Origin of the sequence: Vallitalea okinawensis (assembly GCF_002964605.1) — a bacterium.
Taxonomy (GTDB): domain Bacteria; phylum Bacillota; class Clostridia; order Lachnospirales; family PQDH01; genus Vallitalea_A; species Vallitalea_A okinawensis.
In genome coordinates, this window is record NZ_PQDH01000011.1 from 37,565 (window position 1) to 59,006 (window position 21,442).

20 protein-coding genes are annotated in these 21,442 nt (G+C 32.8%); 17 read left to right on the top strand and 3 right to left on the bottom strand.

Features of this window, described 5'->3' with window-relative positions; genetic code table 11:
* The first annotated feature begins 260 nt into the window (after positions 1–260).
* The 3 genes from C1Y58_RS22120 to C1Y58_RS22130 all read left to right on the top strand — a co-directional run bounded on the left by C1Y58_RS22120 (position 261) and on the right by C1Y58_RS22130 (position 2,564).
* The gene (locus C1Y58_RS22120) at positions 261–617 is read left to right on the top strand and encodes a VOC family protein (RefSeq protein WP_105618918.1); all 357 of its coding nucleotides are present in this window, start codon (positions 261–263) and stop codon (positions 615–617) included.
* A gap of 68 nt (positions 618–685) precedes the next feature.
* On the top strand, positions 686–1,606 hold the full coding sequence (locus C1Y58_RS22125) for a metallophosphoesterase family protein (protein ID WP_105618920.1): 921 nt from the start codon (positions 686–688) through the stop codon (positions 1,604–1,606).
* Positions 1,607–1,670: 64 nt separating this feature from the next.
* Positions 1,671–2,564 carry an AraC family transcriptional regulator gene (locus tag C1Y58_RS22130; RefSeq protein ID WP_105618922.1) on the top strand — a complete coding sequence of 298 codons (894 nt, stop codon included), beginning with the start codon at positions 1,671–1,673 and terminating at the stop codon, positions 2,562–2,564.
* A 62-nt stretch (positions 2,565–2,626) separates the two neighbouring features.
* On the opposite strand, the gene C1Y58_RS22135 is transcribed toward C1Y58_RS22130, so the two are convergent.
* Positions 2,627–3,220 (bottom strand): hypothetical protein, encoded by a 594-nt coding sequence (locus C1Y58_RS22135; protein ID WP_105618924.1) that lies wholly within the window; start codon positions 3,218–3,220, stop codon positions 2,627–2,629.
* Entirely contained in the window at positions 3,199–4,122 is a 924-nt protein-coding gene (locus tag C1Y58_RS22140; RefSeq protein WP_105618926.1) for a helix-turn-helix domain-containing protein, read from the bottom strand. Before C1Y58_RS22140 ends, C1Y58_RS22135 begins: the two co-directional genes overlap by 22 nt.
* Positions 4,123–4,303: 181 nt before the next feature.
* On the opposite strand from C1Y58_RS22140, the gene C1Y58_RS22145 reads away from it, so the two are divergent.
* The 4 genes from C1Y58_RS22145 (at position 4,304) to C1Y58_RS22160 (ending at position 6,999) form a co-directional block, all read left to right on the top strand.
* On the top strand, positions 4,304–4,684 hold the full coding sequence (locus C1Y58_RS22145) for a hypothetical protein (protein WP_105618928.1): 381 nt from the start codon (positions 4,304–4,306) through the stop codon (positions 4,682–4,684).
* Positions 4,681–5,352: a hypothetical protein gene (locus C1Y58_RS22150; RefSeq protein ID WP_105618930.1), complete on the top strand. Its 672-nt coding sequence runs from the start codon at positions 4,681–4,683 to the stop codon at positions 5,350–5,352. Before C1Y58_RS22145 ends, C1Y58_RS22150 begins: the two co-directional genes overlap by 4 nt.
* Before the next feature lie 215 nt (positions 5,353–5,567).
* Positions 5,568–6,437: an AraC family transcriptional regulator gene (locus tag C1Y58_RS22155; RefSeq protein WP_170311667.1), complete on the top strand. Its 870-nt coding sequence runs from the start codon at positions 5,568–5,570 to the stop codon at positions 6,435–6,437.
* 16 nt (positions 6,438–6,453) lie between these two features.
* Positions 6,454–6,999 carry a GyrI-like domain-containing protein gene (locus C1Y58_RS22160; RefSeq protein ID WP_105618932.1) on the top strand — a complete coding sequence of 182 codons (546 nt, stop codon included), beginning with the start codon at positions 6,454–6,456 and terminating at the stop codon, positions 6,997–6,999.
* A 71-nt stretch (positions 7,000–7,070) separates the two neighbouring features.
* Here C1Y58_RS22160 and C1Y58_RS22165 read toward each other — a convergent pair whose 3' ends face one another.
* Positions 7,071–8,489, bottom strand: a complete 1,419-nt coding sequence (locus C1Y58_RS22165; protein WP_105618934.1) for a hypothetical protein — start codon at positions 8,487–8,489, stop codon at positions 7,071–7,073.
* Between the two features lie 311 nt (positions 8,490–8,800).
* Between C1Y58_RS22165 and C1Y58_RS22170 the strand changes: the two genes are divergently transcribed.
* The 10 genes from C1Y58_RS22170 (at position 8,801) to C1Y58_RS22215 (ending at position 21,392) form a co-directional block, all read left to right on the top strand.
* Positions 8,801–9,775, top strand: a complete 975-nt coding sequence (locus C1Y58_RS22170) for a MerR family transcriptional regulator (RefSeq protein ID WP_105618936.1) — start codon at positions 8,801–8,803, stop codon at positions 9,773–9,775.
* Between the two features lie 368 nt (positions 9,776–10,143).
* Positions 10,144–12,225: an oligoendopeptidase F gene (gene pepF, locus C1Y58_RS22175; RefSeq protein ID WP_105618938.1), complete on the top strand. Its 2,082-nt coding sequence runs from the start codon at positions 10,144–10,146 to the stop codon at positions 12,223–12,225.
* 255 nt (positions 12,226–12,480) lie between these two features.
* The gene (locus C1Y58_RS22180; RefSeq protein WP_105618940.1) at positions 12,481–12,942 is read left to right on the top strand and encodes a VanZ family protein; all 462 of its coding nucleotides are present in this window, start codon (positions 12,481–12,483) and stop codon (positions 12,940–12,942) included.
* Positions 12,943–13,041: 99 nt separating this feature from the next.
* Entirely contained in the window at positions 13,042–14,907 is a 1,866-nt protein-coding gene (locus C1Y58_RS22185) for a nucleoside-diphosphate sugar epimerase/dehydratase (protein WP_105618942.1), read from the top strand.
* Positions 14,908–15,014: 107 nt separating this feature from the next.
* On the top strand, positions 15,015–15,542 hold the full coding sequence (loaP, locus tag C1Y58_RS22190) for an antiterminator LoaP (protein ID WP_105618944.1): 528 nt from the start codon (positions 15,015–15,017) through the stop codon (positions 15,540–15,542).
* 359 nt (positions 15,543–15,901) lie between these two features.
* Positions 15,902–17,143: a DegT/DnrJ/EryC1/StrS family aminotransferase gene (locus C1Y58_RS22195; RefSeq protein ID WP_105618946.1), complete on the top strand. Its 1,242-nt coding sequence runs from the start codon at positions 15,902–15,904 to the stop codon at positions 17,141–17,143.
* Positions 17,144–17,237: 94 nt separating this feature from the next.
* Entirely contained in the window at positions 17,238–17,981 is a 744-nt protein-coding gene (locus tag C1Y58_RS22200) for a sugar transferase (protein WP_105618948.1), read from the top strand.
* Entirely contained in the window at positions 17,981–18,730 is a 750-nt protein-coding gene (locus C1Y58_RS22205) for a glycosyltransferase family 2 protein (protein ID WP_105618950.1), read from the top strand. The genes C1Y58_RS22200 and C1Y58_RS22205 overlap by 1 nt, the downstream gene beginning before the upstream one ends.
* A gap of 344 nt (positions 18,731–19,074) precedes the next feature.
* On the top strand, positions 19,075–20,157 hold the full coding sequence (locus C1Y58_RS22210) for a glycosyltransferase family 4 protein (RefSeq protein WP_105618952.1): 1,083 nt from the start codon (positions 19,075–19,077) through the stop codon (positions 20,155–20,157).
* Positions 20,154–21,392 (top strand): O-antigen ligase family protein, encoded by a 1,239-nt coding sequence (locus C1Y58_RS22215; protein WP_105618954.1) that lies wholly within the window; start codon positions 20,154–20,156, stop codon positions 21,390–21,392. The genes C1Y58_RS22210 and C1Y58_RS22215 overlap by 4 nt, the downstream gene beginning before the upstream one ends.
* Positions 21,393–21,442: the final 50 nt, after the last annotated feature.

The window sequence follows — 21,442 nt, forward strand, 5'->3', positions numbered from 1 at the left end:
TCCTATCATTTTACTTTATCATAATTTTTACTTCTTGCATAGAATTATACCCTTCAAATTAGTCTTATTATTCCAGAATATATGAAGGACCTTTTAAAGAGAAAAACTATAAGGATGAGTGTGTTACATAGAATAGTAGTAGAAGTAATAATGTGGTAAAATAGTAATTATTACTCGGTGGAGTGTTGTTAGCTTGATATATCAATTTAAGAACAAGTTAAAGTAATATTTAAATAAATAAAAATTAGGAGGTAAAACTTATGATTACGAAGTATCATTGTGTTAATATTTCTTCCAAGAACCCTGAAGCCTTGGTAAAATTCTATAATGACAAATTAGGGTTGCCTATATTAGAACCTGATGAAAATTATGATGGTGTTTCTCTAGGATTTATCGAAGATACTCCAGCTATAGTTATTTGGGATGAGAACAAATGGGGTAAATCAAGCGAAGGAAAAGTCAACTTTGTATTCTCATGCGATGATTTAGATCAAACATATACTGAATTAAAAGAAAAAGGAGTGATTTTAGAACCACCTACAATAGCAGTGTGGGGAGGTAAAGAACTTCCTTTCCTTGATTTGGACGGCAATAAGATTTTACTTTTAGAGGACTAATAAACTGATGCATATAAGCACTTTTCTCATTTAGTTATTAAGTTTTTAGACCATGCGGAGGTGTATAGATGGCTCAAGTTAAATTTGCAGTATTCACTGACTTGCACTATGAACATATTCCTGATGGGCATCGAAGAATTGAAAACTTCATAAACAATATCAGAAATGAAGATCTAGATTTCATTATTCAACTAGGAGATTTCTGTAGTCCGAAGGAAGAAAATCAAGTGCTGCTGGATATGCTTTATAGTGTAGGAAAACCACTGTATCATTTAATGGGCAACCATGATTCAGATTTATTTACTAAGGAAGAAGTTATGCAATTTTTAGATATGGATAGTAGCTACTATTCATTTACATATGGTAATGTTAAGTTTATTGTATTAGACACCTGCTTCATTAAGACAGACAAAGGATACGAACCTTATTGTAGAAGAAATTATAATAAGACCAAAGATACATATCCAATTGTCCCAGAGGATGAGCTAATGTGGTTAGAAGATCAAGTAAACGATAGTAGTGAGTATTTCGTTATTTTCTCACATCATAGCTTTGAAAATGAGTTTGCAAAAAGAGGTGTACATAATAGAAATGAAGTCAGAGATCTAATTAATAGCGTAAATCAAACAGGAAAACGAGTGCTTTTATGTGTGAATGGACATGATCATGGTGATTCCCTTGAAAAAATTGGACAAACATATTATTTGGGTATGAATTCAATGTCATATATATGGCTAGGACCACAATATGAGCATTTTTGTTACTCTGATGAAATACATAAACAATATCCCTATCTAAAGGATATTGTTTTATATGATGAAGGGTTATATGGCATCATTACGATAACTGAAAAGGGTGGTATTGACATACAAGGTATGAATGGAGATTATCAAAACATATCACCAAAAGAGTTGGGTGTTGAAGATGTGTGGAATGGACGTATAGTACTACCTCTTATATCTTCATTCCATTTAGAGTCAATAGTTTAGTGCAAGAAAAGTTGCGATAGTAATTCCCATTTTAGATATACTTAAATCGAAAGGAGGGTTACCAATGGATTGGATAAAGAAAATGAAATGCGCATTAGATTATGTTGAGGATAATCTAGCAGGTGAAATTGATATGAACGTTGTTGCACAAAAAGCATGTTGTTCATCTTATAATTTTCAAAGGATGTTTTCATTCATAACAGATGTATCCCTAGCCGAATATATAAGGCGTAGAAGATTAACATTAGCAGCCTTTGAGATTCAAAACAGTGATATTAAAGTAATAGATGTAGCTATGAAGTACGGTTATGAATCACCTGTTTCATTTGCAAGAGCATTTCAAGCACTTCATGGTATAACACCATCAATGGCGCGCAAAGATGGTGCTAAGCTTAAAGCCTATCCATGTATATCCTTTCAAATTTCGATTAAAGGAGAAAAAGAAATGGATTACAGAATCGAAAAGAAAGATTCCTTTGAGGTATTTGGTATTGAAGCATTAGTCTCAACAGTAGGTGATACGAACTATTTAACTCAGCCAGGGCAATTATGGACCCAGTGTCATCAAAATGGTTCCTATGAAAGACTTTATAAGGATGCTGGGAAGTTACCTTCATTTATTGGTGAGGATCTATGTAAAATTCATGGGGTAATGAATTATAGAAAAGCCGATCATCATACATTCCCCTATATGTTATGCTCCTTTGTTAATGATGAAAGTAATACAGAAGGTTATACGAAAGTCAAAATACCTGCCCAAACATGGGCTATTTTCCCATCGCCAAAAACTACTTGGGATAAAATAAGTAGCGTATTTGGAAGTCTTAATAAACGTTTCTACACAGAATGGCTTCCAACTTCAGATTATGAGAAGGCTGAGGGACCTGAATTAGAAATCTATGGTGGTACCGAGGATGTAGCTTATGTAGAGTTATGGATACCGGTTATAAAGAAATAACAAAAGCATAATGATGATAAAAATAACCATTTGGAGATGATTCTCCAAATGGTTATTTAATCTTACTCAATAATCTCAAAAGTAAAAACACAAGGCTCATTCTCTAAACTCTCAATTGCTGAAGATACCACTTCTTTAGTTCTCAATTTAATACCCAAAGCATCTTGAATATGATGACGGAAATGACCTGCACAGCACAAACAATAAGTAGAAGAAATAGGTTCATTAATTTTTTCTTTGTTGAGACATGGGCAAGCACATTTATATTTACCGTTTACTTCATAATAGATACCATCACTTATAGTTCCATCTTCATTTAAGCGAGTTGCATAGTTTTGAAAGGGATGTGCCTCACGCAGTGCATCTACCTTCTCTAATAGCGTCATGTTTTGCCCGTTAATACTCTTAGAGAACTTCTTAACATTTTTTTGCCTTGCCCCACCTAAACAACATGCACAAGCATCAATAACTTCATATCTTTGATCATCATCCAGGTTTTCATCTAAGATTTTCATAGCATGTCTCATGAATGGTATTTTTACCTTCTTAGAGGACTTATCTGTTATGTTTTCATAATCTTCATATATTTGTTCTATAATAGCATGGTCAATATGATATTTTTCTAAGGACTTCTTTAAACTTTCTGGATATGGCATGTAAAATCCCCCTCCTTTTCATTCTCTCTTTTTTGAACTGGTATATGTAGAAAATACCCAAGTTCATCATCAATTTCTATAATCGGTGCCTTTTCCATATTAGATAAATAACCATAGTTTTCTGGGTTAAATGAAGCAACAGAATCCCAAGCTGACTTAATGACACTCCCATGCTCCTCGATTGGGTACGAGTTACAGTAGAAAACAGCATATTCAGAAGCTTGAATATCAAATTTCTCCAGGTTATCAGGTATCAAACCATCATAGTCAATAGGTACAGCCATACAGAACATGTGCATATCATATGGGTTTGGCTGGTTGAGACAAGCGCCACAGCAAAAAAGACTATCTTGTATTTTAGCGAAGCTTTTCTCTATTCCTTGCTCTATACAATCATCATAGAATTTTTCTGGTGGAAGATGATCTCCATTCACCTTCCCTATGAATTTCATAGCTGGTTTGGTAACAAAAAAGATATCGATTATTTTCTTCTCATACAAGCCTGTATTTGTAGCTTCGTGAGAAGCCTTATGTAGAAAGTTCTTCATTATTTCTGGTTTAGATGCTGGATTTATAGTAATGGAAGCTTTCCTATATTCATTAGGTAGAATTCCAAATAGCTTAACAAAGGCTCTCGAAAAGGATTCGTGGGTAGTATAGCCGCTCCTTAACGCAATATTGAGGATAGACTCCTTTGAATACTTTATGTCCAATAGAGCTTTGGTCATTCGTCGTGTTCTTATATATTCCTTAAGTGTCATACCCGTAACTAAGCTGAATATTCTATAAACCTGCATAAGTGAGAAATGAGTTCGCTTAGCAATGGCATCAAGCTCTATATTCTCATATAGGTTTTTCTCAATATAATCAATAATCTCCTGGGTGATCTCAAAGTAAACCATCTACCTGCTCCTGTTCTATTATATCTTGTTATGTAATTATACTCTTGACTTTTTTTAACATTATAGCTTAGATTTACAAAATAAACAATAATCGCTATAGCTTAACTTATTATCTCGTTTAGTTTCTCCTAATGTCTATTAACCCCCTTCATATCATAAGTTAATATGAGGGGGTAGTACTATGTTCATTCGGATTATAAGCATTAAGAAGAGGCTGATAGGTATTCTATTTATACCTATAATACTTCTATCAATCACAGTTATCTATTTAATATCATTAAATAAGAGCCCGATGATGATGGGGGCATTCATACATATGAATGAAGAAAGTTCGCCAGAGAATAGCTTAACAGATGATGATAGTGAAAGATCATATGCATTAGGAGAACGGTTTGAAAGACCTTCCAAATTACCAGCACTCAAGTTAAAATATGATCTTAGACGTCTAAAAGAGGATGATGAAGTTCCGCCATATATACCTGAAGGTTTTCCTGAAAAATATGAATCTGCAGAAGATGTTGTTCAAGCATATTATGAATCCTTAGAGAGACTTCCAATTTGAGAGGCTACCAAGCAGGGTGTGGTTCTATAGTATTGATGGATGAACCCTATCCTTATGCCTATAGATTACTCAGCGAAGATGTAAAAGAGGAAATAACTTTAGAAGAATTCAAAGATTCTTTTAAAGGAACAGGAGCAATAACCTTGTTGCATCTAACACCTGCTTATCGGCCTCCTAATACGCCTAATTATATAAAGTATTTTTTCGTGGAGATTGAAGTTTTGAAAGGTCATCCATATAAAAAAGGTGAATATAAAGGTCAGCCCAACTATTTTGAATACTACTATGGAATTGTTACCACTGAATATAATGAAAAAGTTGGCTGGAGAATAAAATCTGTAGATTATTCGCCAGAAGTATACTTATGTCACCCATTACATGGGTGGGATTATGAACACATGTACTTTTTGCATATTGTATATAATAATTGGTACGAGATGGATTTAACATTTGATGATGAGGAAATGGATAACAACTATCTTCAAGTATACGCCAGTAATAAGGATAATGAATATAAGTTTGATTTTATTAGATTAACCAATGGAGAGGATGTTTTACTCCATGAATACATAAAAAAAGATGAGCAGTGGAAAGAAGTCTCTATCCTTAAGCCTAGGGACGAAAAGTACTATAAAATATCAATACAGAAGTATAATGAATCCGATTAGTATATAAAGGTCATATAGTTTTAGTAGATAATAACTAAGACGATATGACTTTTTTATATTCTACAGACAGTATGTTTTTGCAATCATGCTATAATATATACAATGTTAAATACAAGACTTTTATATGAAAATTTAGCTATGCATTTTATTGTCATGAAATGCATAGCTAAAATATTCTCTTCTGCTAAACTTATATTTAGAAAGGGTTGATGTAAGTGGAATGGCTTAATAGAATGAATGCAGCGATCGATTATATTGAAGATCATATGACAGATGAATGTGATTATAAGCAAGTGGCCAGAATTGCTTGTTGTCCTAATTATCATTTTCAACGTATGTTTACATTCATGGCTGAGATACCACTTTCTGAGTATATTAGGCGTAGGCGTTTAACGCTGGCTGCATTTGAACTACAGCAAAGCAGCAAAAGTGTTATTGAAATTGCTCAGAAATACGGCTATGAATCCCATTCAGCATTTACGCGTGCATTTAATAAGCTGCATGGGACCACGCCAATTGCTGTGCGAAAGAATGGAGCAAGACTAAAAGCCTATCCAAAGATGTCCTTTCAGCTATCAATTATAGGAGGAGCAGAAATGGACTATAGAATTGAGAAACTAGATGAGTTCTCGGCTGTAGGTATTAAACATCGTGTTGACACACAAAAAGCCTTTAGTTCAGTACCAGGAATTTGGTTAGAACTTAGTCAAAATGGTATGGCGGCGAAGTTATTAGATCTAGCAAACAGGAACTCTAGTAAATCCTTTGATGGTGTTTTGGGAATCTTATCTGATGGAGGCTGGGGGAGAAATGATGAATTTCTTTATTACACAGCTGTGTCCCATGAAGCAGATCCACCTGGAGATATGGAAAAAGTAGATTTTCCTGAAAGTCAATGGGCAGTCTTTGAGGCTAGTTCTATTGCTGATCTGCCAAAAGTTTGGAAGAGATTATATACAGACTGGATTCCAACTTCAGGCTACTCTTTGGCTGATTTACCTGCAATAGAATGTTATTACCCTCCAGGACATCAACCTCAAAATGAGCTATGGATACCAATTGTGAGTAAAAGAAATATGGTGTAAAGAGGGAGGATAAAAAATGGCTACACTTAGCAAAATAGAGTTTGTCCAATTTGGACCATACAAGATTGTTGGAAAAGAAATGAGAACAAAAATTGTAGAAGTAAATCCTATCTATCAAACAGAGTATCAAACAATACCATCCCTATGGCAACAATGCTTCTCTGATGGAACTTATGATGTACTTTTAAATATGAGGGATTATATACCTAGAGAGATCTCAAGTAATTTTGTAGGGTATATGAGAGATTTCTGTGAAGAAGATGGCACTTTCACATACCTAGTAGGGATGTTTATGAATACCGATATACCGGTACCAGAAGGTTATAGTTCCTATGATATTCCTGCTGGTACTATTGCAAAAGCTTGGATTGAAGGAGAAGAGTATGATATCTATCCTAACACTTATCGATTGACTGTTGATGCTGTAAAGCAAAATGGCTATGACGTTGATTGGTCAAATTATTATTCATGTGAGGTCTATACCGAGCAGAGGTTTGGAATACCAAAAAATAATGGACAAAAAACAGTGATACTGGACTATTACTTACCAGTCATAAAATAGCATCAAATCCCCCTTAAGTTTTATAGGTATAATCTATATAATAAAGCCAAAGGGGGATTTTTTGTATCTAATTAGTTTACTAGGATTTCATAATCAATCTCAAAATCATCAGGAGTTACAAGTTGAATCATATAGTTAGAGTCCTCCATTAATTGATCTCGATCTATAGTAATAACATGCACACCTTTTCTTTCAGGTATACCAACAATAATGATCTGATCATCTAATTTCATGACCTTTTCAGGAGTGAAATTAAAGACAAGAAATCCAGATTTATTCTCTTTAACTAAAGGAATCTCTTCATGGAGAGTCATATTACTAAAAAAGTCAGCTTGGTTATCGATATCAACAGGTACTGTGAATAGAAGATGCATATTTTCGCAGATTTTTGTCGGAACATAAGCCCAACCTTTCTGATAATTTTCTCCCCATATAGGATCATAAATGGGTCTTATAAACTCTTTATCTTGGTAGTTGATGCTAAACTCAATAGCATTACCTTTTTCCATGATGATTGGGATATCCTTTACTCCTTTTGAAACAGTAAGGTATGAAGCATTTCTACATTTTTGCTCTGTAATAAAAAGGTCATCTTCTAAAGGGATGTAATAGGATAACTCTTCTTTGATTAACGTATTTTCTTTCATTAGCTCTTCTAGTGTCATAGTACTATTAGAGTCAGGAACAGTGCTAGTACCCTGCACTGTATTCTCTTCAATGCGCTTCTTTAAATAAGCATATTTGATAACATCACCAGCAATATAATCAATCTCATAACCATCAGGTGTACTAAGTTGGAAGAGTAAGTCTTTCTCATTGGTCACTTCATCTAATAAATCATCCTGAACAATAGAGATGACTTGAGCACCTGTTCTTTTGGGTTCTCCCACTAGAGCCACTTGATTTTCATATAGTATTACTGAGCTGACATCAAAGTTATATACAAGTAAATTTTTATTTCTATGTGCGTCTATTCTCACATTTAAAAAGCCACCCTGTTCTCCTGTAAAATCATAATTACTACTTGCACCAAGAGGGAAAATAAAAATCTTATGATGGGCATCTGAAACTTTGGAGGGGAGTGATAACCAGCCTCTGTAATAAGCACTCTTCCACCTTGATTTATACATGGGACGCATGTAATTGGCATCATTAAATAGAATATTAAAGTCAATAGATTTCCCTTTTTCCAAAGCTTTAGATAAGGAAAATGTTTCATAAGAGATAGTTTTGTCTCCATATAATCTAGAAGGATTCTCATACATTACTTTTTTTTCATCTGGTAATATACTATCTAAAGCTCCTTTTAGTCTTTTATTCTCTATTTCCAACTGAGTAACAGCGTCCTGTTCCTCCATAGTTGCAGTAAAGATATATTTCTGCTGATAAAAGTAAAGATAGATGGAGTAACCCATAAAGCAGATGAAGAGTACAATAATCACTATCCAAATAATTTTTTTAGCAGAGACTACAATAATGAATTTTTTCATTTAATCTCCTCCGATGAATTATTATTCTTAGGTTATATGGAATAAGAGTTTAATATATATGAAAGATGATTTACTATTAATATACTAACATTCAAGATTATTTAGAATGTAGTTCTAGCACTTTATTATATAGGTATCGATTACCTATATCTAATAGATATAAGTATCCTATTAATTTTTTACCCATGTTGAATAGAATAAATGAAAATTATATCCAATTAATTTAAAATAAGTATTGACCTTATCGTTACGTCAAGTGTTACAATAAATCCATGAAGTACTTCATATAAAACCAATGCAGGAGTGATCAGATGAATTCAGTACAAAAGATTAGTGATGTTGCAAAAAAATTCGATATAACCAGTAGAACATTACGCTATTATGAAGAAATAGGTTTAATAGAGAGTATCCGGGTAGGAGAAGCTGGCTATCGTTCTTATGACGATGAAGCTATACATCGACTACAGCAAATCATACTCCTTAGAAAGTTACAACTACCTATAAAAGATATTCAGAAGATATTCTCATCACAGGAAATGTCAGATCTTATTAATGTCTTTGAAAAGCAATTGGAAAAGATTAATGAGGATGTCCATGCATTAAGTGTTCTTGGATGGTATATAAAAGAGTTTTTGACGTTATTAAGAGAAAAAGGTTACACTCGTGCAAATGGTTTAGGACTGCTAATAGAAAAATCACAAGAACTAGAAACAAAACAAATGGATAAAAGTGATAAAGTGATGATAGCTGAATCACTGAAAGTCGATTATATGGAGGAATTAAATATGGCAAATGATAATATTTCAAAGATAGAAGATGTGCGTCTCATTCATGTAAAACCTATGAGAGTAGCTTGGTATCAAGTAGAAAAAAGCAGTACACCTGAGGATGAAGCATGGGATGAAATGATTAAATGGGTTAAGGAGCAGGGGCTGGATCAACTATTTACAACACGTTATTTTGGGTTTAATAATCCATGCCCAGAAGAAGGCGATACGGAGTATGGTTATGAAGTATGGGCCACAGTGGATGAAAACGTGAAAGCTTCAGGAAAAATAAAGATTAAAACTTTTGAAGGGGGTATATATGCCGTAAGTAATACAAGAGGTGTTACAGGTGATATGATACCTTCAGTATGGAAGAATCTTCATGAGTGGTTGACCGAAAGTAAGTATTCCCAAGGAGATCATCAATGGTTAGAAGAGCATCTAACAAGTATTCCTTCTAAGCAAGAGGAAAGATTCTTTTCTCATATCGATATATACTATCCAATTAAAGAACAATAAAAATCTTAACAAAACTTAACAAATCATGGCATATGATAAATGAAGAATATCATAAGCCATGATTCTTTTATTTGAATTAATATTTTTTTGAAAAAATATTAAGATATTAACTCGTAATATGGTGAAAATTTAAGTTATGTATTCTAAATATCAATAAAATCATTGGTTATCAGCAAAGAATTTATTGGTATAGTAATGATAATTTGTAAATTTAATTATATAACAGAATAATTAAGCAAAAGAAAAACATACTTGAATTTTTAGAAAAATGAAAGTATAATACTAGCATATATTATTTATTAGTAACATTTTACATAATTTTTTGAGGTGTGTTTTATGAAACACAAAAAAAGAGGAGGATCTGTTTTATGATGTCAAGTAAAAAAAGAAGTTCAATTTTAGCCCTAGCCATGTTATTAGTGTTCTTATTCAGTCAAGTAATGGTTTATGCAGAGGATTCATTAATAACACGCTCCGAAGCAGAAGAGAAGTATAAATGGAATTTAACAGAGTTCTATGATACAAGAGAATTGTTTGAAGCAGATATGACAAAGTTAACAGAAGATTATCTACCTAAATTAGCTGAGTTCAAAGGAAAATTGAACACAGTAGATAATCTATTAGCTTATATAGAGTTAGATATTGAAGCATCTAAAATTATTGAAAAAGGTTATGTATTTGCTAATTTGTCATTAGATCTTAATCAATCAGATAGCAATGCGTCTGAGATGGCAAGTATCGCTGGAAGTGCATATAGTGAGTATTTACAAGCTGTATCCTTTGTTGAGCCAGAGTTACTATCATTAGATGAAGCGACTTTAGCTACAGTATTGAGTGATCCTAAATTAGCAGAATACAAATTATATTTAGAGCAAATCATTATGCAAAAAGAACATATTCTTTCTGAAGAAGAAGAAGCTATTCTTTCAGGGTTATCTGAAGTATTGGGTGCACCAAGAAGTATTTTTGATAAAGTTCTTTATGGTGATTACGAATATCCTGTAATCAAGGACGCAGATGGAAATGATTTAGTATTATCACCAGGTGTGTATTATAATATTCTTGATACTTCAACAGATAGAGATTTAAGAGAGCGTGCCTACTTAGCTCGTTATGAAAGTTATGCTGACTATAACAATGCATTATCACAAATTTATATAACAGAAGTTAAGTCAAACGTCGCTACTGCAAAGATTAAGAAGTACGATTCTGCAATTGATGCAGCATTGTCAAGCGAGTTCGTTCCAAAATCAGTATACGATAACCTAGTTAGTGCAGTTAATGATAATTTAGAACCATTACATAAATACTATCAAATGAAAAAAGATGCTTTAGGTTATGAGGAATTACATGGTTACGACACATCCATTCCGTTAGTTAATGATTATAATATGGTATTACCTTATGATGATGGTGTTGAAATCATTGGTAAAGGCCTGGATCCTCTCGGTGAGCAATACGTAAAAGATTTTTACAATGGTATCAACTCTAGATGGGTAGACGTATACGAAGATGAGAATAAATATACAGGTGGTTACCAATGGGGAACATATGGTATGCATCCATTCATCTTGATGAACTATGATAATACATTAGATTCAACATTAACTTTAGCACATGAGATGGGTCATGCAATGAACACAAAGTATTCAAATGAAGCTCAAAATTATCTTAATGCAAATTATCCAATCTTTACTGCAGAGGTTGCATCTACAGTTAATGAATTCTTAGTAATGGATTATTTAATTAAGAATGCTAAAGATGATGATGAAAAATTATTCTTATTAAATAAACAAATTGAAAACATACGTGGATCTATTTATGTTCAAGTTATGTTCTCAGAATTTGAAAAGACTATTCATGAAATGGTTGAAGCTGGGGAACCAGTATCTTCTGATACATTAAACAGCTTATGGGTAGAGCTTTTAGGCAAGTATTTCGGTGATGCTTATACAGTTGATGAAGCAGCTCAAGTAGGTTGGTCAAGAATTCCTCACTTCTATATGAATTTCTATGTTTATAAGTATGCAACTTCTATGGCTGCAGCTTATAAGATTGTTAATGATATCGTAGCGGAAGAAGATGGCGCTGTAGATAATTACTTAGAATTCTTAGCAGCTGGTGGCTCTGATTATCCAATCGAAGTACTAAAAGCTACAGGAGTAGATATGAACTCATCTGAACCTGTTGATGCAGTATTAGTTTACTTTGGAGAATTAGTAGATGAAATGGATCTATTATTAAAAAAAGTAAGTGAAGAAGAAAAAGCTGAAACGAAAGCAGCTGTAGAGACAGCTGATACAACCACTTATGTAGTCCAAGGTGATGATGTATTATGGCAAATAGCAGAGCAATTCTCTACAACTTGGGAAGAAATTTCTCAGTTAAATAGCCTTGAAGATCCTAATATGATTTTCCCTGGCATGGCATTAGTAGTACCTGCGCGGTAATTAGTAATATAATATAGTATAGCTAAAAGGTATGGCGGAGGATATCCAGCATACCTTTTTTAGAATTCATATAAATTGCCGATACAAGGTTTATTTATCACAACTTTATCACATCCTTTTGCTATCATTAATTTTGAAAATAAGCAAGAGAGTATTATACCTCAAATCACTTTTCTTTTATAGTAAAATATGGTACTATGTTTAAACTAGGATAATATAGTCAAGAATACTTATAAAAACTAGAGAGGTATATAAATGTTAAAAAGTAAAAAATGTGTACTTTTTTATATTAGTTTATTTATTACTGTAGGAATTGCAGTACTGATTTTCATATTATCATCAAAACCGGCAGAAGTTTCTAATAGCCAGTCTTTATGGGTGACTGAAAAATTACTATTTTGGTTTGATGAAGAAGATATATCAAAATACAACAGCTTAATTAGAACCTATGCCCATGCTTTTATATACTCTATTTTTGAGCTATCATTAATTTTTTTATTAAGAGTAATTAATTGGGGAACAAAAAGGATATTTAAAGTTTCTATATTAATAGTGGCTTTTTATGCTATATTTGACGAGTTACACCAAAATTTCGTAGAGGGAAGAAGTACACAGTTATACGATGTAGCGGTCGATATGACAGGAGCTCTCATTGCATTTGGAGTATTTTGGTTAATATATATGATAGCAAATAGTAGAAAGAGTGATAATTTATAATAGAATGATAAAATGAAAGAAAAACAGGTTATCTATTGCAAAAATATGTAAATGTGATAAAATAGATAATTAGAGACAGGGGTTAAGGATGGGGTTAATATGAAGTTAAAAAGAATCTATAAAACGCTGGTAATAGTAAGCATGGATATCCTATCCATTCTAGTAGCTTATATTGCCGGTTTAATTTTCAGTACTCAAGTAGCGGAGTTAAGTGAAAATAGTATTCAGCGATATATGTTTTATATCTTGGTAGTTATTCTAATTCAGTTAGTCATTTTAAGCCTATTCAAGTTGTACAGCAGCTTTTGGCATATGGCAGGAGTCCATGAGTTTATCAAAGGGTTCATTGGCTGTGTAACGGGCTGGCTTCTTACTCTAATTCCATATTTCCTACTTAATTTAGATCAATCCTTCAAAACCATACTATTAGGGGGTATATTTACTCTAGTGTTAGTGTTAGGTTTTAGATGCTTTTTGAGAATTTATCGACGTATTATTAAAGCTTATAATCTTAATACTAAAGTAAATATGCAACGCACTTTAATCATTGGTGCAGGAGCAGGCGGTGTTCTTTTATTGAGGGAACTTAATAAGAGTGACAAAACAGATTTTAAACCAGTAGCTTTTATTGATGATGACCCTATGAAGTTAGGTAAGTACATATATGGCCTTCGCGTAGAAGGAACACGTAATGATATGATCAAAGTTATAGAAGGTAAAAAAATTGATGTTGTCATTGTAGCGATTCCCAGTTTAGGTGGACTAGTTAAAAAACAGATAATTGAGTATTGTCAAAAAAACGGTGTTAAAATTAAAATGATGCCAAGTATTGATGAGATTATATCTGATCGCTTTAGTATCAATCAAGTAAGAGATGTTGATGTAAAAGATTTGTTAGGCCGTGAACCTGTTAAACTTGACCACGAAGAGATAGAAGAATACCTGACAAATAAATGTGTATTAGTAACAGGTGGCGGTGGTTCTATTGGTTCTGAATTATGTCGACAGATTGCAAGGTTTAAACCTAAAAATCTCATAATTTTGGACATCTATGAAAATAACGCATACGATATACAGAATGAATTAAAGGGTCTCTACCCGGACTTAGATTTAAAAGTATTAATAGCTTCAGTAAGGGATAAAAGAAGATTAGATAAAATTTTTAATGCTTATTCACCAGAAGTTGTTTTCCACGCAGCAGCACATAAGCATGTGCCATTAATGGAGGACAGTCCAGCAGAGGCTATCAAAAACAATGTTATGGGTACGTTAAATACAGCTGAAATAGCTGATAAATATAAAGTAGAGAAGTTTATTCTAATATCTACAGATAAAGCTGTTAATCCAACCAATATCATGGGCGCATCTAAGCGAATGTGTGAAATGATCATACAAGCTATCAATCTAAAGAGTAATACAGAATTTGCGGCAGTTCGATTTGGTAATGTTTTAGGAAGTAATGGTTCTGTTATTCCATTGTTTAAGAGACAGATTAAGCATGGAGGACCAGTAACAGTTACTCATGAGGAAATTACAAGGTACTTTATGCTGATTCCAGAGGCAGCTCAACTTGTATTACAAGCGGCAGCTTATGCAAACGGTGGCGAAATCTTTGTCCTCAATATGGGCAGCCCTGTTAAGATCTATGATTTAGCCTGTCAGCTAATTAGATTATCTGGACTAGAGCCTCATAAAGATATCGAAGTCAAAGTCACTGGTTTAAGACCAGGTGAAAAACTGTATGAAGAACTTCTTATGGATGAAGAAGGTTTAAAAGAAACAAAACATAAAAAAATCTTCATTGGTCGACCATCCCGTTTTGATCTGGATACACTAAAAGGTCAAATAGAGTATTTATTACATATAGCTGAACACGAAGAGAGTATGATTTTCGATAAGGTAGAAGAATTAGTACCAACATACATTAGAAAAAATACTGAGCTAGTGGCAGTAACAGTTGAATAAAAAAAGTCAAAGAGAAGTTATTTAGGTAGTGTACTGCATAGATCTTTGTAGAAACACTACCTGTTTTACGGAATAGGGTCATGTAATTTTGAGGGGGATATACAAATATGTGGGGTAATGAAGATTTGAAGGCTTGGTACGCTCTGTTTGTATTAGGGGGACAAGAAGAGAAGGTAAAAAAAAGTCTTGATGCGGAATATGGTAATGAAATGGAAGTAATCATTCCAACAAGGCAACTTAGAGAAAGAAAAGCAGGACAATGGTATCAAGTTAAAAGAAAGTTGTTTCCAGGTTATGTACTTATAAAGAGCAAGATGACTGTTGAAACGTACTATCAGATAAAAGATACACCTGGCTTAATTAAACTACTTAGAGATGAAGAGGAACCACTTAAGATTCAAGATGAAGAATTAGAAGTACTCAATATACTTATTAAAAATAGAGAAGGGAACATAGGGATCTCTATTCTATTCAAGGAAAATGACCAGGTGAAAGTGGTAGATGGCCCACTGGTTGGGTTAGAAGGCTTGATCAAAGACATAAACAAAAGAAAAGGTAGAGCTAAAGTAAAGTTACAGTTTTTAGGTGAAGAAAGAGTTATTGATTTAGGAATTGAATTGGTAGACAAAATCTAAAGCTTCTAGTAGGTGTTTCGGCCCTACTAGAAGCTGACGAGGTTATAGAATAATACTGGGTAGCATGATGGGGATTCATGTGAATGGGCGGAGCTATGCCCTGATTTGCGATGAATGTTGAAATGGAGTTTGGGTGAGTAGTGACGTGGTTAAATACAGTAGTGGCAATAGTTGTGAGTGTTGTGATAGGGTGGAATACAGGCTAACCAATGTGTGTTTTGAAGCCTTGCAACTGTTGATATTACTTAGGTAGAAGTGTGTTTGTAGCAATATACATAAAGGGTTCGTAGGGAGCGACGCCCTCGTCGTTCTGAAAGATAAGCCCATATGCTTACATAATTTGAAAGGAGAATCATCATATGAAAATACCATTTTCTCCTCCAGATATTTCAGAAGCAGAAATAGCTGAGGTTGTAGATACTTTAAAGTCTGGCTGGATTACAACTGGACCTAAAACGAAATTATTGGAAAAGAAAATTGCTGAATATACAAATACTTCAAAAGCAGTATGTCTTAACTCAGCTACTGCGGCTATGGAGATGACACTTAGATTGTTAGGTGTAGGTCCAGGAGATGAGGTTATCACTTCAGCTTATACCTATTCAGCCTCTGCAAGTATTATCCATCATGTTGGAGCGAAAATTGTACTTGTGGATACGGTTAAAGACTCCTTTCAAATGGATTATGAAAAGTTGGGTCAAGCCATTACAGAGAAAACAAAAGCAATTATTCCTGTAGATATAGCAGGGCTAATGTGTGACTATGATAAGGTATTCGAAGTAGTTAACAGCAAAAAAGAACTGTTCACTCCATCAAATGATTTACAAAAGGCATTTGATAGAGTGATTGTATTAGCTGATGCAGCCCATTCATTTGGCGCTACTTTTAAAGGAAAACAGAGCGGAGAAGTTGCAGATTTCACATGCTTCTCATTCCATGCAGTAAAGAATTTAACTACTGCTGAGGGTGGAGCAGTTACTTGGAGAGATATTCCTGGTTTTGATAATGAAGAGATATATAAAGAATTTATGTTACTATCCCTTCATGGCCAGTCAAAGGATGCATTAGCCAAGACAAAGCTAGGGGCATGGGAATATGATATTGTTTATCCGGCTTATAAGTGTAATATGACAGATCTAATGGCATCTCTGGGATTAGTGCAATTACAGAGATATCCTGAGATATTGAAAAGAAGAAAAGAAATTATCGAAATGTATGATAAAGCTTTAGAAGGTAGTGGTATTGTAAGCTTAAAACATTTTGATGATGAGTCATCATCAAGTGGACATTTATATTTAGTTAGATTAACTGGAAAAGATGAAGAGTATAGAAATGATGTAATTGTAAAAATGGCTGAGAAGGGAATTGCAACTAATGTTCATTACAAGCCGTTACCTATGCATACAGCATATAAGAATTTTGGATTTGATATAAAAGATTATCCGAATGTATTTGATATGTATAAGAATGAGATTACATTACCACTTCATACTTTGCTTACGAATGAGGAAGTTGAGTATGTGACTAGTGGTTTAAAAGAAATTCTTAGAAAAAATAGAAATGTTAGTTTAGAAGTAACTGTTACTTCAGATGCAGAGTAAGACTTATTATATATATTAGTAAATGTTTTTTGTCAATTATGAAGAATGTATTGGTTTGAAACATAGAATTTTGTTGAAGGGGTTAGGGAACGAAATGATATTAAAAAAATGGGACGATTTACCCGAAGATATGAAAAATGAAAAGGTTAAAAAGTATTATGAGGTTTTATATAAAAAACGCTTCAACTTATTTACTAAACGTATATTTGATATAGTAGTGGCTATTTTTACTTTTTTTGTTCTTTCCCCTGCATTTATTATTATTAGTATTGCTATCAAATTAGACTCAAAAGGACCGATCATGTTTCGTCAAATTAGAGTAACACAATACGGGAAAGAATTTAGGATATTTAAGTTCAGAACTATGGTAAATAATGCTGACAAGATTGGCACACAGGTAACTACAAAAAATGATAATAGGATCACTAAGACTGGAACAATCTTAAGGAAATTTAGACTGGATGAATTCCCACAATTATTTAACATTATCTCTGGTGATATGAGTTTTGTAGGGACAAGACCAGAAGTTTCTAAATATGTTGAGAGATATACAGATGTGATGATAGCCACGCTACTTTTACCGGCTGGAGTGACTTCAGAGGCGAGCATCCAATATAAAAATGAAGAACTGCTATTGTCTAATTCTGATAATATTGATGAAACCTATTTAAAAGAAGTGCTACCTGAGAAGATGAAATATAACTTAACAAGTATAGAAGAATTTAGTTTTTGGGGAGAAGTTATGACAATGATTAGGACTGTGATAGCTGTTATTAAGAGGGACAATAAAAATACTTTTGAAAAAGTAACTGTAAATAAAAGTGAGGTAAATATGTAATGGAAGATTTAATTTCAATAATAACACCAACATATAATTGTGGTAAATTTATTAGTGAAACAATAGAATCCGTACTTAATCAGTCATATCAGAATTGGGAAATGATTATTCTTGATGATTGCTCTACCGATAACACAAAAGAAGTTGTAGCTAAATATTCCAAAGTAGATAGTCGAATTAAATACTATCTGTTTGAATCGAACTCAGGAGCTGCAAGAGCAAGAACAAAAGCTATGGAGTTGGCAAAAGGTAAATATAATGCTTTCTTGGATAGTGATGATTTATGGACTGAGGATAAGTTAGAACGACAGTTATATTTCATGAAAAAGAACAATTATGCATTCACATGTACTGCTTATGAACAGATTGATGAGATAGGAAACCTTTTAAATAAAAAGATTCAGACAAAAATAAAAACCGACTATAATGGAGTTTTGTTAAGTTGTCCTATAGGTAATTCGACTGTTATGTATGATGTTGAGAGACTAGGAAAATTTACTGTTCCTAATATACGAAAACGAAATGATGATGCTTTATGGTTACAGATACTTAAGAAAGAAAAGCATATTTACGGAATGTCAGAAGTTTTGATGAGGTATAGAGTTAGAACAAATTCTATATCGAGTAATAAAATAGGATTAATTAAGTATCATTGGCAATTATACAGAGAGATCGAACATCTGTCAATTATTCGCTCAACATTTCATATATGTTACTGGGTGTTCTTAAAAATATTTAAGATAAAGTAGGGGACAACTAAGAGATAAAATTAACAATAGTAGGAACTAGGTATTTAGCTTTTCTAATTATGTTCTTTCATTCCAGCATTTGATATTATCGAAGAAAAAGTAGATATGATTAATAATAAAAAATCTCCTATCATTGATAAGGAAATTGGAGAATATCTTGCAACTTAAGGAAGTAGTTTAAAAGAATAGGGTAGTGGCTATCTTTTTTACTTGGTCAAATTTGCTGTTTGGTTATTAAAAAGTTGATTTATGTAAAAAGATACTACAAAAATTAGCAAAAAGTATTCTGTTTTAAGAAAGCAAAGACATCGTTCTTGGTGCGATATAGTGGAGGAAATTTATCTATGAGAGTTCTTGTGACAACAGCAGATTATCCAGATAACAATGGAAAGGTAACCTTGATGTATATACATACGCGTAATATATATTATTTAGAACATGGAATTGATGTTACAGTGCTTAGTTTTCGAGCTATTGAGGACTATGTTATTGAAGGAATAAAAGTAATTGGTTTGGAATCTTACAAAAAATACAAGGAGGATTATGATGTTTTAATACTGCACGCTACTAATATACGTAATCACTTCATATTTTTGAAATTATACGGAAATCATTTTAGGAAATTTATATTTTTCTATCATGGACATGAAGTGTTGCGATGTAATATGGTTTACTCAAAACCATATAGTTATGTTAGAAAAAGTAAAATTAAAGCATTTGTGCAAAACGTATATGATTCCTTTAAATTGAGTGTGTGGAGATATTATCTTCCATCTATTGAAGAAAAATCATATTTTGTTTTTGTGAGTAATTGGATGAAAGAAGAGTTTTTAAAGTGGACTAAAATTGAACCTGAGGTTTTAAATGGACGTAGCTCAATTACTTATAACAGTATTGGTAAAGATTTTGAAAATCTTGTTTTCATGCCAAAAGGAGAAAAGAAATATGATTTTGTGACAATAAGAAGTAATATTGATGGATCAAAATATTCAATTGATGTTGTAAACCAGATAGCTAAAAATACACCTGAGAAAAAATTCCTTGTTATAGGGAAAGGTAAATTTTTTAGTCATTATGAAAAAGCAGCAAATTTAGATTGGGAAAACAAGACATTGAGTCATAAAGAAATTGTTGACATCCTACAAGCATCAAGATTCGCATTGATGCCTACAAGAACAGATGCACAAGGATTAATGATGTGTGAAATGGCTGCTTTTGGAATTCCATTAATTACTTCTGATATACCTGTATGTCATGAAATATTTGGAGCATTTGATAACGTATATTATATCAATAATGATGATGATAACAATTCTCTTTCTGATTTCACGCCAGACAAAAGCAGATGCATTAAGCACAAGAAATACTATAAGGATAATACAGTTCAAGATGAGGTTAGATTAATAGAAAGGGTCATGAAGTCATGATTATTCGTATAAATAAAAATAAAAGAAAATATGCAATAATTAAGGCGGCGTTTGCGCTATTTCTTTTTTCCTCGACGGTTTTTTGGGAAGAGAATAGCCTGGATTTATTATTGGCTTCAGGGATAGTAATAATAGCATTAACAGTGATAACTATTATAAATGGGAAAATATATTCAAATGCTATAATTAATTGCAGAGTGATTTGGTGGATTGTAGCTAATTTTATAGTATTTGAAATATATGGGCTAATATTTTTGCGAGCAGGATCATTTAATTGGGATTTTGTTGGATTTAATGGTGTTTTGCTAGTGTGCATATCAATAATGTGTTTGTCTATACCATCAACAGAAGAACTTGTTAATATAATAGCAACGTCGTGTAAAATTGGCATTTTTGCAACTGCTATATATATATATGCTAATACTATTAATTTTAGTAATATTTCATTTGGAACGAGATTTGGGGATGCACTTAGTGGTAATGTAAATACAGTTGCAACGTGTTTCGCAATGATGTATCTACCCGTTATTTATACAGTGGCGATAAAGAAAAAAAGGGATATTTTTGGAATTATATGTTGTTTAGTGGCATTGGTCTGTATGTTGATGACGGGATCAAAAAAAGGCATGTTGGTCATATTAATATCATTTATTATGATTATGTTTCTGTACAAGAAACCGTTAAAGTACTTTATCTTTCCAATTATCATTATAGTTGGAATCTATGCTGTTTTTAATGTACCAGAACTCTATAACACGGTTGGTTATAGGATTGTGGATATGCTAGCATCGTTTGGAATTGGAACAGCAGTAACAGCAGCTCAATCAACATCAATTAGGAAAGACTTAATTGTTATGGGATTAAAATCATTTTGGAACAGCCCTATATTCGGTGGCGGTATGAATTATTTTCAATTTATCAACAATGCAAGATATTATTCCCATAATAATTTCGTTGAGATTTTAAACGGTTTTGGGGTAATTGGATTGGCTTTATTTTACGGAATATCATTGAAGTCACTAAGATTTTTTTGTGGGCAGCGTAAACGAGTATATCAAGACAAAGAATCAATATATATTTTTTGTATTACTATGATTGTGATGAAATTAACACTTGATATGGCTATGGTTTCTTTTTCAAGTTTAGGAATTTATTATTTACCGTTTTTGTTTCCCGCAATGATAATGTACAAAGAGAGGAGACTGAAACAAGAACGGGGAAAGGCATCAAATTAATGAGTTTAGAAAATGAATAGTATATTTTTATTCTTCGAAACTATTTTACT

Bases quoted from the DNA above. Each gene is read 5' to 3' on its own strand.
- C1Y58_RS22120 (WP_105618918.1), top strand. From the start codon at position 261: ATGATTACGAAGTATCATTGTGTTAATATTTCTTCCAAGAACCCTGAA.
- C1Y58_RS22125 (WP_105618920.1), top strand. From the start codon at position 686: ATGGCTCAAGTTAAATTTGCAGTATTCACTGACTTGCACTATGAACAT.
- C1Y58_RS22130 (WP_105618922.1), top strand. From the start codon at position 1,671: ATGGATTGGATAAAGAAAATGAAATGCGCATTAGATTATGTTGAGGAT.
- C1Y58_RS22135 (WP_105618924.1), bottom strand. From the start codon at position 3,220: ATGCCATATCCAGAAAGTTTAAAGAAGTCCTTAGAAAAATATCATATT.
- C1Y58_RS22140 (WP_105618926.1), bottom strand. From the start codon at position 4,122: ATGGTTTACTTTGAGATCACCCAGGAGATTATTGATTATATTGAGAAA.
- C1Y58_RS22145 (WP_105618928.1), top strand. From the start codon at position 4,304: ATGTTCATTCGGATTATAAGCATTAAGAAGAGGCTGATAGGTATTCTA.
- C1Y58_RS22160 (WP_105618932.1), top strand. From the start codon at position 6,454: ATGGCTACACTTAGCAAAATAGAGTTTGTCCAATTTGGACCATACAAG.
- C1Y58_RS22165 (WP_105618934.1), bottom strand. From the start codon at position 8,489: ATGAAAAAATTCATTATTGTAGTCTCTGCTAAAAAAATTATTTGGATA.
- C1Y58_RS22170 (WP_105618936.1), top strand. From the start codon at position 8,801: ATGAATTCAGTACAAAAGATTAGTGATGTTGCAAAAAAATTCGATATA.
- pepF (WP_105618938.1), top strand. From the start codon at position 10,144: ATGATGTCAAGTAAAAAAAGAAGTTCAATTTTAGCCCTAGCCATGTTA.
- C1Y58_RS22180 (WP_105618940.1), top strand. From the start codon at position 12,481: ATGTTAAAAAGTAAAAAATGTGTACTTTTTTATATTAGTTTATTTATT.
- C1Y58_RS22185 (WP_105618942.1), top strand. From the start codon at position 13,042: ATGAAGTTAAAAAGAATCTATAAAACGCTGGTAATAGTAAGCATGGAT.
- loaP (WP_105618944.1), top strand. From the start codon at position 15,015: ATGTGGGGTAATGAAGATTTGAAGGCTTGGTACGCTCTGTTTGTATTA.
- C1Y58_RS22195 (WP_105618946.1), top strand. From the start codon at position 15,902: ATGAAAATACCATTTTCTCCTCCAGATATTTCAGAAGCAGAAATAGCT.
- C1Y58_RS22200 (WP_105618948.1), top strand. From the start codon at position 17,238: ATGATATTAAAAAAATGGGACGATTTACCCGAAGATATGAAAAATGAA.
- C1Y58_RS22205 (WP_105618950.1), top strand. From the start codon at position 17,981: ATGGAAGATTTAATTTCAATAATAACACCAACATATAATTGTGGTAAA.
- C1Y58_RS22210 (WP_105618952.1), top strand. From the start codon at position 19,075: ATGAGAGTTCTTGTGACAACAGCAGATTATCCAGATAACAATGGAAAG.
- C1Y58_RS22215 (WP_105618954.1), top strand. From the start codon at position 20,154: ATGATTATTCGTATAAATAAAAATAAAAGAAAATATGCAATAATTAAG.